This is a genomic window from Algibacter lectus (assembly GCF_004368925.1).
Classification (GTDB): domain Bacteria; phylum Bacteroidota; class Bacteroidia; order Flavobacteriales; family Flavobacteriaceae; genus Algibacter; species Algibacter lectus.
In genome coordinates, this window is sequence record NZ_SORL01000008.1 from 451,668 (window position 1) to 465,385 (window position 13,718).

Annotated in this window: 12 protein-coding genes and 2 tRNA genes; 7 read left to right on the forward strand and 7 right to left on the reverse strand. The window is 34.0% G+C overall.

The genetic code is table 11. From position 1 onward, the window contains the following. Nucleotides 1–61: 61 nt before the first annotated feature. Nucleotides 62–730 carry an SCO family protein gene (locus DFQ06_RS10350; protein ID WP_133967573.1) on the reverse strand — a complete coding sequence of 223 codons (669 nt, stop codon included), beginning with the start codon at nucleotides 728–730 and terminating at the stop codon, nucleotides 62–64. Nucleotides 731–891: 161 nt separating this feature from the next. Between DFQ06_RS10350 and rseP the strand changes: the two genes are divergently transcribed. Continuing rightward, the gene (gene rseP / locus DFQ06_RS10355) at nucleotides 892–2,238 is read left to right on the forward strand and encodes an RIP metalloprotease RseP (RefSeq protein ID WP_133968014.1); all 1,347 of its coding nucleotides are present in this window, start codon (nucleotides 892–894) and stop codon (nucleotides 2,236–2,238) included. Nucleotides 2,239–2,319: 81 nt separating this feature from the next. Beyond that, nucleotides 2,320–2,393, forward strand: a tRNA-Asn gene (locus tag DFQ06_RS10360). Nucleotides 2,394–2,924: 531 nt separating this feature from the next. Here the strand turns inward: DFQ06_RS10360 and DFQ06_RS10365 are convergent. Then, a tRNA-Ile gene (locus DFQ06_RS10365) sits at nucleotides 2,925–2,998 on the reverse strand. A gap of 51 nt (nucleotides 2,999–3,049) precedes the next feature. Next, nucleotides 3,050–3,451, reverse strand: a complete 402-nt coding sequence (gene mce, locus DFQ06_RS10370) for a methylmalonyl-CoA epimerase (RefSeq protein ID WP_133967575.1) — start codon at nucleotides 3,449–3,451, stop codon at nucleotides 3,050–3,052. A gap of 259 nt (nucleotides 3,452–3,710) precedes the next feature. On the opposite strand from mce, the gene rbfA reads away from it, so the two are divergent. The 5 genes from rbfA to DFQ06_RS10395 all read left to right on the forward strand — a co-directional run bounded on the left by rbfA (nucleotide 3,711) and on the right by DFQ06_RS10395 (nucleotide 7,844). After that, the gene (gene rbfA, locus DFQ06_RS10375) at nucleotides 3,711–4,148 is read left to right on the forward strand and encodes a 30S ribosome-binding factor RbfA (RefSeq protein ID WP_042502346.1); all 438 of its coding nucleotides are present in this window, start codon (nucleotides 3,711–3,713) and stop codon (nucleotides 4,146–4,148) included. Between the two features lies 1 nt (nucleotide 4,149). Further along, nucleotides 4,150–5,355, forward strand: coding sequence for an ABC transporter permease (locus DFQ06_RS10380; protein ID WP_133967577.1), 1,206 nt, complete (start codon nucleotides 4,150–4,152; stop codon nucleotides 5,353–5,355). A 289-nt stretch (nucleotides 5,356–5,644) separates the two neighbouring features. Continuing rightward, nucleotides 5,645–6,247 carry a TetR/AcrR family transcriptional regulator gene (locus tag DFQ06_RS10385; RefSeq protein ID WP_074936672.1) on the forward strand — a complete coding sequence of 201 codons (603 nt, stop codon included), beginning with the start codon at nucleotides 5,645–5,647 and terminating at the stop codon, nucleotides 6,245–6,247. A gap of 56 nt (nucleotides 6,248–6,303) precedes the next feature. Next, a complete protein-coding gene (locus tag DFQ06_RS10390; protein WP_162857643.1) occupies nucleotides 6,304–7,101 on the forward strand; it encodes a haloacid dehalogenase type II in 798 nt (265 codons plus the stop codon). An 8-nt stretch (nucleotides 7,102–7,109) separates the two neighbouring features. Beyond that, the gene (locus tag DFQ06_RS10395) at nucleotides 7,110–7,844 is read left to right on the forward strand and encodes an SDR family oxidoreductase (RefSeq protein ID WP_133967581.1); all 735 of its coding nucleotides are present in this window, start codon (nucleotides 7,110–7,112) and stop codon (nucleotides 7,842–7,844) included. Between the two features lie 267 nt (nucleotides 7,845–8,111). Here the strand turns inward: DFQ06_RS10395 and dusB are convergent, their stop codons facing one another. From dusB to DFQ06_RS10415, 4 genes are all read right to left on the reverse strand, one after another. Next, the gene (dusB, locus tag DFQ06_RS10400) at nucleotides 8,112–9,107 is read right to left on the reverse strand and encodes a tRNA dihydrouridine synthase DusB (RefSeq protein ID WP_133967583.1); all 996 of its coding nucleotides are present in this window, start codon (nucleotides 9,105–9,107) and stop codon (nucleotides 8,112–8,114) included. Nucleotides 9,108–9,198: 91 nt separating this feature from the next. Next, a complete protein-coding gene (locus DFQ06_RS10405) occupies nucleotides 9,199–9,852 on the reverse strand; it encodes a hypothetical protein (RefSeq protein WP_133967585.1) in 654 nt (217 codons plus the stop codon). A gap of 36 nt (nucleotides 9,853–9,888) precedes the next feature. Continuing rightward, a complete protein-coding gene (locus tag DFQ06_RS10410; RefSeq protein WP_133967587.1) occupies nucleotides 9,889–11,004 on the reverse strand; it encodes a T9SS type A sorting domain-containing protein in 1,116 nt (371 codons plus the stop codon). A 63-nt stretch (nucleotides 11,005–11,067) separates the two neighbouring features. Beyond that, the gene (locus DFQ06_RS10415) at nucleotides 11,068–13,533 is read right to left on the reverse strand and encodes a hypothetical protein (RefSeq protein ID WP_133967594.1); all 2,466 of its coding nucleotides are present in this window, start codon (nucleotides 13,531–13,533) and stop codon (nucleotides 11,068–11,070) included. Nucleotides 13,534–13,718 lie beyond the last annotated feature (185 nt).

A 13,718-nucleotide genomic window follows, 5' to 3' on the forward strand; every position in this document is an offset into this window, starting at 1 on the left:
TTAAGTCGTAGTTACAACCGCTAGCTTTCAGCTTAACAACTATTTAATTTGCCGGCAACCCTTATTTTTCTTCTTTTAAAATTGAAATATCTTTTAACAACCTATCAATCTCTTCCTCATTGGTACCATCATAATAACCTCTAATTTGTCGCTTTTTATCAATAAGCATAAAGTTCTCTGTATGTACCATATCATAAGGCCCACCATATTCAGCGTCTTTTACAGCTAGATAACTTTTTCTGGCCAACGTGTAGATTTCTTTTTTATCACCTGTTACTAAATTCCACTTTTTATCGTTTACACCTTTTTTTTGAGCATAACGTTTTAATTGTGCTACGGTATCAATTTCTGGCGTTACGGAGTGAGATAGCAACATCACCTCATCATCATTTATTATTTCCTTTTGAATTTTCACCATATGATCCGTCATAATCGGGCAAATAGTTTGGCAGGTAGTAAAGAAAAAATCGGCAACATATATTTTATTTTTATAATCGTTTTGCGTGATAGTTTTACCATTTTGATTCAACAAAGCAAAATCGCCTATTTTATGATATTTTTTTTGATACTGAAGTGTGCTATCCACCAATTCGGCACTTACCGATGCGGGCTGATAAATTGGTAATGGTTGATATACATTTAAAGTATTGTAAATTAACGATACAATAACCACGGAAATAACACCAAAAACGATGAAGAAAATCTTGTATTCTTTAAAAATAGAACCCATTATCTATAAATTTTAGACAAAAATACGAGATAATTTAGATAAGCCCCTTGTGATTGAACCCTAAATTCCTGTTAAAACCAATGCCTTTGTTTGATTGTCTTTTTTAAAGTTGGTTTAAAAGCTTACTTTTGTGCGATTATAAAAATTTGACTGAAAAATATATGGAGTTTGTTATTAAAATATCGCAGTTTTTGCTAAGTCTTTCGCTGTTAATCGTTTTACACGAATTAGGGCATTTTATCCCTGCAAAACTTTTTAAAACGCGAGTAGAAAAATTTTACTTATTTTTTGATGTAAAGTTTTCTTTATTCAAGAAGAAAATTGGCGATACTGTTTACGGAATTGGCTGGTTACCACTTGGTGGCTATGTTAAAATTTCGGGTATGATAGACGAAAGTATGGATACCGAGCAAATGGCTAAAGAACCACAACCATGGGAATTTCGCTCTAAACCAGCTTGGCAACGTTTAATTATTATGCTAGGTGGTGTTACAGTAAACTTTGTTTTAGCTGTAGTAATCTACATTGGTATGAGTTATTTTTATGGTGATAAAATTTTACCAGTTCAAAATATTCAAGATGGTTTATTAGTACAAAGTAGTGTTGCTAACAATGCCGGACTTTTAACAGGAGATAATGTTATTGCCGTAGATGGTACCAAGATTGACGATTATTCTCAAATTTCTGAAAAGGTACTTTTTGGAAAAGAAATTACTATTGAGCGTAACGGACAAGAAAAAACGATAACTTTTCCGGAAGATTTTTTAGCACAACTTATAGACTCTAAAGAAAAAGGATTTATTAATTTAAGAATGCCTTTTGTTGTTGTTGAAGTGCCAGACACATCGGCTAATAAAGGTAGCGGACTTAAAAAAGGAGATATTATTGTTGGTTTAAATGATTACAAAACTAAATATGTTGACCAAGTTACTACTGGTTTAGATAAATTTAAAGGACAACAAGTTTCGGCAACTATACTTAGAGATAATAAAGAAACAACCTTACCATTAAATATTAGTAGCGATGGCAAACTCGGCTTAGTTTACGCGCCACAATCTACCTATGCAACACTAGAGGCTTTAGACTATTATAAATTTCAAACTAAAGAATATAGCTTTTTAGAAGCAATTCCTGTTGGTTTAGAAAAAACTGGAGATAAAATATCCTCTTACATCACACAGTTTAAAGCTATTTTCACACCAAGTACAGGCGCATACAAAGGCGTAGGTGGCTTTAAAGCTATTTACGATATATTTCCTAGTTTTTGGAGCTGGCAAGTATTCTGGGGCATTACAGCGTTTTTGTCTATTATGCTAGGTGTTTTAAACTTATTACCTATTCCTGCACTAGATGGTGGACATGTTATGTTTTTACTATACGAAATGATCTCTGGAAGAAAGCCTGGAGACAAATTTATGGAGTACGCACAAATGGTTGGATTCTTTCTTTTAATAGCATTAGTGCTGTTTGCAAATGGTAATGATATCTACAAAGCGATATTTGATTAAATTTTTTAAAAAAAATTTAAAAAATGTTTGCGGCATTTAAATAAAGTTCTATCTTTGCAACCGCTAAGCAAAATAGCACAGTCCTTCTTAGCTCAGTTGGTTAGAGCATCTGACTGTTAATCAGAGGGTCCTTGGTTCGAGCCCAAGAGAAGGAGCAAAATTAAGTCTAACAGAAATGTTAGACTTTTTTGTTTTTAATAGGTTTTGGTTTTTCTGAGGTTTTAATACTTCTTAACGATATTACAACTCTACAAATAGAAAACGCGAACCAACACTCTATACTTTTAAACGAAGCACGAATATCACGAATATAAATTCTTGACGCATAATTAGAATACATAGAGCGCTTTTAAGCCCATTTAAAAGAACACCGAAACTCATTCAAGCAAACAAAGCAAATAAAACCAGAGAAAGCCTATAAAAACGCTTAGCCAAAACCATACTCTACTTTAAAAAACACTTAACCAAAACTATACTCTACTTCAAATCGAAACAGTTAATTTATTTTTTCAAAAAGAACAAATTAAGCCCTTCCTAGAAAACCTCTTTTATTTCTAAAAGAAATCAGAATGACAACAGGCTTACTCTATCAATATCTAATCAATAAAGCGCCAAAACATCTCTTTTATTTAACTTTAAAGCACAAAAAAAGCCTCACATTACTGTGAAGCTTTACAATCTCTATGTGGTCCCACTTGGGCTCGAACCAAGGACCACCTGATTATGAGTCAGGTGCTCTAACCAACTGAGCTATGGGACCGAAATTGGAGTGCAATATTACTATTTATTTTAGATGTAACCAAAAAAAATATCACTTTATCTCTTGGCAAAGTTCAATTAGTACACCATTTGTAGATTTCGGATGTAAAAAAGCCACTAATTTATTGTCCGCTCCACGCTTTGGAACCTCGTTTATAATTCTAAAACCTTCATTTTTTAAACGGATAATTTCAGCTTCAATATCTTCAACATCAAAGGCAATGTGATGGATACCTTCTCCATTTTTATCAATAAAACGGGCTATTGCGCTATCTTTCGAGGTTGCTTCTAACAATTCAATTTTATTATCACCAACCTTAAAAAAAGATGTATTTACATGTTCACTTTCTACTGCTTCGGTTTTATAAGGTAGCTCTCCAAAAAGTTTTGAATATAAATTATTAGAAGCTTCTAAATTTTTTACTGCAATGCCAATATGTTCAATTTTTTTCATCTAAAAACCTTTTTTATCGTTTCTGTGAATGCGAAAATCTTAATTTTATTCTAACAATACATGCAAAAGAAAATATCAAATCTGTTTCGACGCAGTTCTTTTACATCCTCTTGGCAAGAATATCACTAAATAATCCCTCCCAGACAAAAAGAATAAACGAGCCTGTATTCCTTCCGCGAAAGCGTTAATTTGTTAATTATTATCTAAATTAATCTGAAAATATTAAAATACACCTCGAAAAACAAGATAATCTTTAAATATGCTTTATTTTTGCAATCTAAAAGCATTTTATAAAGTGGAAGAAGCAGAAAGTCAAAGACAAAAAAAAATAGGTGGGGTTTTACAGCAAGATTTAGTAGAAGTTCTACAAGGAGCTGCCACACAGGGCGGAATGCGCGGTGTTTTAATATCGGTATCTAAAGTAAAGGTTACTGTAGATTTATCGGTTGCGAAGGTCTATTTAAGCATTTTCCCTAACGATAAAGCACCTGCTCTTATGGAGGGCATAAAATCGAATACACCATTAATTCGCCACGAATTAGCACAACGTACCAAACACCAGTTGCGCCGTATGCCTAATTTAGAGTTTTTTATAGACGATTCTTTAGAGTACATCGACCAGATTGAAAAATCTTTAAAAGGCGAAGAAAACCCTATCAAAGATCCTAATATTTTAGACAAAAGAAAAAAATCGTAGATTGAGTTTCCCACTATATATAGCAAAACGTTATTTGCGCTCCAAAAGCAGCAATAACGCTATTAATTTTATTACCAACATTGCTATTATTGGTGTTATTCTCGGGGCTGCATCTTTATTTATTGTGCTCTCTGGTTTTGCCGGATTAAAAGATTTTACACTACAGTTTTCTACAGAAATAGACCCAGATTTAAAGGCCGAAACCACCGTTGGTAAAACCTTTATGCTTACTAAAGATATCGCAGAAAAACTCGATAATTTAGAAGCCGTTGCCGAGTACTCTAAAATTATTGAAGAACGCATTTTTATAACTAGCAATAACAAAACTACTATTGCTAAAATAAAAGGTGTAGATGTCAATTTTCAAAACATTGTAAACATAGATTCTGCAATGGATACGGGCAGTTGGTTAGACCAAAACACAAACGAAATTGTTGTGGGTTGGGGCATTTCTAAAAACTTATCTTTAGGCATTCTAGATTTTACAAAATCTATAAACATTTATGTTCCCAAGCCTGGAAAAGGACAAATAACATCTACAAAAGATGCCTTCAATACCGTTCGCGCAGTAAATGTTGGTATATTTTACATAAACGAAACCCTAAACGACGGCTACATTTATGCACCCATAGATTTAGCAAAAAGATTACTTAATTACCAAGACAACCAAATATCGTCTATAGAGTTTAAGCTTAACCCGAACGCAGACGAAACCCAAGCTAAACAAAGCATACAAGCCATTTTAGGTGATAACGTTACCGTAAAAAATCGCGCACAATTAAACGATGCACTTTACAAAATGTTAAACACCGAAAACTTAGCCGTTTACCTCATTTTTACCCTAGTACTCATCATTGCATTTTTCAACGTTATCGGCTCTTTAATTATGATGATGCTCGATAAAAAGAAAAGTTTAAGCACCCTATTTAATATAGGAGCCACGGTAAAAGATATTCGTAAAATATTTTTCTATCAAGGTAGCTTAATGAGTATTATTGGTGGCCTTATCGGGCTCGTTACCGCACTTATTATTACCTTTTTACAACAACAATTCAGCCTCGTCATGATCACGCCATCGCTGCCATATCCTGTTGCCATCCGTATCGAAAACATATTTATCGTTTTTATTACCATCTCGGTTTTAGGCATTATTGCATCAAAAATTGCATCGGTACGTATTACAAAAAACATGGTAAAAACCGTGTAAATAATTTTGGCGAGTTGCCAAGAAAAATGGCAAACAGGCTTTCCGCTATATCTTTTTTGTAAGCACTTTTGGTTAACGTTCTACAACAGTTATTTTAACACAAACTCGGCATAGCCTAAAGTATAAGCTATTTTAAGCTTTCAAAAAAGGATGCCGCATCAATCCTTCTCGCAGGTTTACCTTCCAACAAATAGCGAAACCCACAAATAATTTTTATCCGCACAGCATACAAATTAACAGAAAAAGTTAAAAAACATACCTACTAGTATTTTTTATATACATTTGTAATATGTTACAGGAGCAAAAATCGGAATTCACAAAACAAACCATTCTTAACGAGTCGTTTAAACTGTTTTATAAAAACGGATTTAAAACCACAAGTGTAGATACTATAATGAAAACCACCAAACTAACAAAAGGGGCGTTCTATCATCATTATAAAAACAAAAAAGAATTGGGTCTTGCCGTAATAAGCTTAAAACTACAAGAGCGCGTTTTTAAAGGTATGATAGAACCTTTACAGCAACCCGGAAATGTTGTAAATATACTAGAAAATACATTTTCTGAAAGGTTAAAATCTTTCTCGCTACACGATAAAAAACACGGTTGCCCAACAAACAATTTTATAAACGAAATTGGCGATTTTGAAACCGCATACCAAATGGCATTAAAACAAATAATAGATAATTGGCGTGATGCCTTAATCCTGTTATTAGAGCGTGGTAAAACAGAAGGTAGCATTAAACAAAACATCTCGAGCGCATCGGTTGCTGTATATTTAATAAGTGCTTTTGAAGGCGTGCGTGGTATTCGAAAACTCTATGATACCGATGTTATTTTAGATGAGTACATGAGCGGCTTATCTATTTATCTACAGCAAATTAAACATTAATATTTTTTTACACTAAAAACATACCTATTAGTATGTTTTATAAAACAACAATTGCAATGAAAAACGAAACAAACAAAAGAAGAGACTTTCTAAAAAAATCGGCCATGGTAGGTTTAGCAGCACCGCATTTAGCATTTGTCTCAACAAATACAGAAACTGCAAACACAACATCTAGCAAGCGACCAAAAGTTTTATTTTTTGATGTAAACGAAACACTACTCGATTTAACAGCCATGAAGGAAAGTGTTGGTAAAGTATTAGGCAATCGCCCAGATTTATTACCGCTTTGGTTTACAACCATGTTACAGTATTCTTTAGTTACAACCGTAGGAAGACAATATAACGACTTCGGAATTATTGGAGCTGCAGCATTACAAATGGTAGCGGCAAACCATGGCATTTCTATTACGGAAACGCAAGCCAAAGAAGCTATTTTAGGACCGTTACGTTCTATTCCTGCACACCCAGAAGTAAAACAAGCATTACAAAGTTTAAAAGATGCTGGCTACAAATTAGTATCTTTCACAAACTCATCTAATAAAGGTGTGGAAACGCAATTTAAAAACGCAGGATTAACCGAGTATTTTGAACAACGCTTAAGTATTGAAGATATGGGTAAATTTAAACCACATGCAGATGCTTACGATTGGGCCGCAAGAAAAATGGGCGTACAACCAAACGAATGCATGCTAGTAGCCGCACATGGCTGGGATATTGCCGGAGCACTTTGGGCTAATTGGAGAGGCGCTTTTATTAGTCGTCCGGGAGCTCAATTATATCCATTAGCAGCATTACCAGAACTATCGGAATCTAATTTAAAAAACATAGCAGATAAACTAATTGCACTAAAATAATATACATTATGAATCTAGAAAACAAAGTTATACTAGTAACCGGATCGTCTAAAGGCATAGGAAAAGAAATTGCTATACAGTTAGCTAAAAATGGCGCAAAAGTAATTGTTAACCATTCTAATAGTGAAGCAGAAGCTCAAGAAACAGTAGACACTATTGTTAAAAATGGCGGTGCAGCTATTTCAGTAAAAGCGGATGTTAGCCAAAAAACGGATGTTGTAAATCTCTTTGATAAAGCTATTGAGGCTTATGGCAAAATTGATGTTTTAGTAAACAATGCAGGTATTATGACTTCTAAATTACTAAAAGATTGCACCGAAGATGATTTTAATAATCAATTTGATGTAAACGTAAAAGGTGTTTTTAATACACTACAAGAGGCCGACAGCAAACTGGCTGATAACGGAAATATTATTAATATATCTTCGAGTACAGCAAAATTAATGTTTCCTACTTACGGCATATACTCTTCTACCAAAGCAGCTGTTGAACAAATGACGCGTGTTTTTTCTAAGGAAATTGGCCGCGGTATTTCGGTTAACGCTATCGCTCCTGGAGCTACAGAAACCGAGTTGTTTTTAAAAGGAAAATCTCAAGAATTTATTGACAAACTAAGTGGTATGAATGCCTTTAACAGACTAGCAAAACCTATTGATATTGCTAACGTTGTTGTGTTTTTAGCGAGCGATGAATCTAAATGGATTTCGGGGCAAGTTATTGGTGCTAATGGTGCCTTAGTTTAGTAGTACAAAATTTTTAATTATCGGCAACAGGAGATGTCGCAGCTATAGTCGGGTATAGCTTTCATTCTCTTTTGCGACTTCTCCTAACGTCGTTATTATAATAACAAACCAAAAACAACAGGTATTACAAAAAACCTTAGCGGGTTATTGCAAAAGCGATAGTAATGGTTAGCTTTTGGCGAGGCGCGCATCGAGCCAAAACTAGTAATGGATAGCGCGGTGGCTTGCCATTTGCCCAAATTTTTATAATTGAAACGTTTTTAAGATTTATTCTGTGAACTGATATCCTGCAAATTTTTGCAAAACCTCATCGAAAGCTGCAAAAACATCTTCGGAATGATCGGATGTTACCATTTTCATGCGGTGCTCCTTAAAGTGAGGAATACTTTTAAAATAATTCGTGTAATGACGTCGGGTTTCAAAAACCCCAAGCGTTTCACCTTTCCAGTCTATAGACATCTGTAAATGACGACGAGCCGCCTCTACGCGCTCTTCTAAACTTATTGGCGCCAAATGTTCGCCGGTGTTAAAAAAGTGTTTTACCTGTTTAAAAAACCAAGGGTTCCCGATGGTAGCACGACCAATCATGCAGCCATCTAAGCCGTAATCGTCTCGCATTTCCATAGCGCGTTCTGGTGTGGTAACATCGCCGTTTCCAAACACAGGAATATGCATACGTGGGTTATTTTTTACTTGTGCAATGGGTTTCCAATCGGCATCACCCTTATACATTTGAGCTCTCGTACGGCCGTGTATAGCAATAGCTTTACAGCCGACATCTTGCAAACGCTCGGCCACTTCCACAATTCTAATAGAATCGTGATCCCAACCTAAACGGGTTTTTACGGTTATTGGAATATTGGTGCGTTTTACCATTTCGGCGGTAAGTTGCTCCATTAAACATACATCTTTTAGAATGCCTGCTCCTGCGCCTTTACTTACCACTTTTTTTACTGGGCAACCAAAATTAATATCGATAATATCGGGTTTAGATTCGGCTACAATATCTATAGTTTGTAACATGCTATCTAAGTTTGCACCAAAAATTTGAATGCCTACGGGGCGTTCTTTTTCGTAGATATCAAGTTTCATAACGCTTTTTGCAGCGTTACGAATTAAACCTTCGCTGGATACAAACTCGGTGTAAACCACATCGGCCCCTTGTTCTTTGCAAAGTGCGCGAAATGGTGGGTCGCTAACATCTTCCATTGGCGCTAAAAGCAATGGGAAATCGGGCAATTCTATGTGATCTATTTTTACCAATGGGTTCTGTTTTTGGGCAAAATTAAGGCTTTTTACTTAAATGTATAAGGTTTTATAAAACCGGATAGATTTTAAAGTTTTTCTTCCTAAATTAATTCTCGCCTAGTTCGGTGATTTTCTTTTCGTACAGTTTTTTGCTTTCTACTACGGCAACGTTTAGTTCTTGCATAATGCCGTCTACACGGTCTTCAATACTTTTCATTTGTCCGTTAATAGAATCGAAAGAATTTAATGCTGCAGCAACTTCCAAAGCTTTAACAACCTCAACAGCATCGTTATGTAGAAGTTTTAATTTATCTATGGCTTTAGAGGTATTCGCTAGTGTGCCATTATATTTTGTTTTGGCTTTATTAATAGCCGATAACAATGTGTTTTTACTTTTTTGATCACTTAAACTATTGGTTTGAGTTTCCATTGCCGTGAATAAATTAGCCGCTTTAATTTTTAAATCTTCGTATTCTTTATTCAGGTTTTTTACGCGTTTATCAACCTTTTCCCAATCACCATAAACTTTAGCAAATTCTTTATCTTCATTTTTAGCATCTTCTAAAGCTAATTTTAAAGCGCCCAAAGACTCTAAACCTTTGTTTACGTTTTTGTTTGCAACTTCTTTTTTGCTTTCGAACGTAGCAACTTGAGATTTGAATTTATCTTTTAATCGAATTAAATCTTCTGGGCTTTTATCTTTCCAACAAGAAGTTAAAATAAAGAACAAAGAAAGAACAGCAATAGATTTTTTAAACATTGATTTGTGTATTGATAATTTTGGTAAAATTAATGTTTATTTCTTAATTATCTTTTTGATGCTAGATGTGTTGTTGTTTTGTGTGATTTTCACAAAATAAACACCCGAATTAAAGGCTTGCATATTTAGTGTTTTACTATTACCCGAGTGAAGTAAAGCACCTTTAGTATTGAATATTTCTACCTTTTGAAAGTTGTTTGTTTTAATAGATAAAATAGTGTTTACTGGGTTTGGGAATAATTGAAGTTCCTCAACAACATCATTATTTATTGATAATGTATTTTCTTCTGAAAAGGAAATAAGCTTGCCGTAATCGGAAATTCCGGAATTACTAAAAGTCTCTGATGTTATAAAATACTTACCGTTACCATTACCCGTAATACCTTCTATTTGCTCGAAACCAAAATTGGTAGATAGTGATGTTTGCGTGTTAGTTCCCGAAAAAACATCGATGCCTGTAAAGTTTTCGCTTTCCCAAACAAAGGGTTGCAAAAACTGAGTGTAGCCAATTAAAAACAACTTTTTGCTTTCACTATTGTATGTAGCACCTGAGGTTAATCCGCCACTATTAAGTGTTGAAGGCAACGGATTAAGCCCATAATTACCAGCCGTTTTTGGAATTAAATAGGCTTTGGTATTGCCATTAATCCAGTTTCTGCTAAAGAGCATTAAATTTTCTGTATTAAAAGAAATTAAAGACTCAGCATCCCACTCGGTATTATTTTCATTGTTAGTAAAACTCGTTTGAGCAGCATAATTAAAAGAGATAATTTCTGCTGTAACATTTGTGGAGTTTAAATAATCCGTTTTACTAATTTTATAAATTTTTAAATCTGTTCTATCGCCTGCATAATTTCCAAAATCTCCTATATAAATATAAGAGTCGTCTTGAGTAAGATCTTCCCAATCTACATTTGTAGTATTTAAAACAGTAACTGTTCTTGTAACCAAACCAGAATTAACATCTAATTCATAAAGCTTGTTTTCGCCACCAGAATCGTTATGCGTGAGTAGTTTATTATTGAAAAATATTATCCCCGAAGATTCGTTTAACTCATCTGGCAATGCAAACTCTTCTATAGCATCACTAATTTGTGCAAAAACAGTGCTTACACTAAAAACAAAAACGGTTAAGAGAGCAATAAACTTCATGCTATCAAGGTAATAAGAAAACGGATGGTATAATTAAAAAATCGATCATCTCCATAAAACAACCTATTTTTCAATAGAATACATTGTTTTTACCACAACAGGAATACCATTTGCCGTAATACCTTCTAAACTTAATTTTACTTCGGTTTCAACTTGAGTATTGTAATAATGAAGTTCTAAAACGCCAGTTTTATCTGGATGCACATACGGATTCCAATACAAGGTGTTACGGATAGACGCGTTCTTATCTTTACTATCGGCTATAATCTCCAAATTTGGTGAATAAAACACACGACCTTCATCATACCCCTTTATCTGTTTATTTATGGTTTGTAAGGCTTCTTTAGGGTTACTGTTACCAAAATTAGAATTCGAATTGTTTGTTGTATAAATCTTAATAGAACCATTTGCTCCTTGGTTTCCATAAATCATTGTAGAAACGGAGCTATTATCATATTCTATTTTTAAAACATCTTCCGGTTGAATATCCGTTAACATTGCAATAATCATATCCGATCCCTCTTGTTGTGGATCTAGTAAGCGGTTTTGATCTATTAGTATTAATGCGGCTCCTGGGTTTCTAGTAAACTTTATGCTTTCGCGATTACCAACTTCGAGCGTTGGAATGGCGTATTCTAACAATTCAAAAACACTTGCAAATTTTGGAGTACTGTCGTCTACAACATATCCATTAGCCATTTTGCTGTGTATATTAATGTCTTCTCCCACTACTTGTTTTTTTCCGGTGACTTCAATTTCATTTAAAACATTCTCGGGCATCACGTTAAACTCAATATATTTTTTATAAATATTTTGTTTTACACTCTTTATTTCTGGAGAAAATTTAACGCTAGGAACTTTAGGCATAGCACCAACATACATTGGAGATTTAAAGATAGAGTCTAAAACAAACATGCCGTTTTTCTTTCCTCTTTTATTTTTAGTGGTTAATATAATTCGCGCTTTCCCTGTAATATCTAAATTATCAAAATTAAACATACCTAATGAATCTGTAATCTCATTTAAGCTCCCTATACTTTTATTAAACAACGTTAAAGAAATGGTATTCCCAACAATTGGTTTTGGTAAGAAAAGATGTTTAACGTGCCCTGAAATATTAATTCCTTTTTCTACTTTAAAATCTGGATTATCAACAACTTTTCGCTCTTGTTTCCATAAAAAATCGCGCCAGCCTTGGGTTAATAGTAACACATCTAAATGCTGTAGTCTAGCAGGATTATTAGTATCGAAATAATAACCCGCGTTATGCACTTTACCTTTAATATCAGATTCCATTAAAAAATAAGAACTGATATTACTTTCGTTATTATTTAAATCTTTTGAGCCATTTAAATCGGTTACCGCTAGTGAGTAACTTGCAGGAACTGCCACGCCAGAATTATCTGTAGATGTTATATTAAGCGTAACTTTCTCCTGTGTTTTATAAGATGTTTTATCCGTAGTTAAACCAACTTTTACATTTTTACTTTTTTCTACATAAACCAAACGTTCACTTTGTGGTTTTAAATCACCATCGAATAACGTAATTTGACTTATGCCTTCCGGAAGTTCGGCTTGAGGCAATTCTAATAATAATTTAGTGCTCGATAACTCTAATTTTTCCTCAAAATATAAAAGTCCTCTAGATTTATAACGCAACATAATTGGCTTCTCGGCATGTGCTAAACGCGTAGCTTCGTTTGTTTTTATGGTGATAATACTTCTACCCTTGATGTCACTATAACTTAACAAAATCCCTTTTGAATCTGCTGCAGGAAGCGGCACTTCTATATCAGGATGGTTGGTAGCTGTAATTTTAGCATAATAGGTTTTACCCAACTCGGGTTGTAATTGAAACACGCCCATGCCGTCGTGAATACTCATAAAAAAAGTTACAAGTTCGTTGTTAGAATCATACACTTTACCTTGCACTTTTATAGGGTTTCCGTAAGCATCTACCGCTTTAAAAGCGACAACACTTGGTACATCTTGAATAAGCGATCCGCCTTCCGGAAAAAACTGAACTTTTAAAGTTTCTTTTTCGCTTGCTGTAGAATCGATATTATTTGTTTCTGAATTTGCAGCTGTTGGCTCACTACTCGTTTCTGTAACCTCATTAAAAACATCTAGAACTTCTATATCTTTTTTGAAAACAAAATCTTTTCCAAAATTACGAGTCCAATTGGTATACGCTCGTATTTGATATTTACCAGGTTTTACTCCTGCAGCATCAGTTAACTTAAAATCGCCATGCCCTAAACCGCCTATCAATTTGGTGGTGTTTCGAAGCATTATTTTAGAATCGGACGAAATTAATTCTACATACAAAATATTGCTATGGTTGTATAAAACATTATTGTAAGCGTAAACCATATATGCCTTATACCAAAGAGATTCTCCAGCTACATATGTATTTCGATCAGTATGAACATAAATTTTTTCAATATCTGGAATAGTTTTTTCTTCTTGAGAAAATAAAGATGAAATTGTTAGGATTACTGTGAAAAAACAGATTAATATTTTTTTCATGTTAGTTGGTGTGGCTTAGTTTAGTTTTAAAAAATTAATATAAGGCTTTTCCCTCGAATTAACTCTTTAACCTTTAAAGAAATAAGACTTAAAAAGGCACTAAAGGTTTAATTACTGAACCAACATAAACAGTTAGAAACTGAATTATGAAAACCTAGAATGAAAAAATCGGCTATATTTATAAA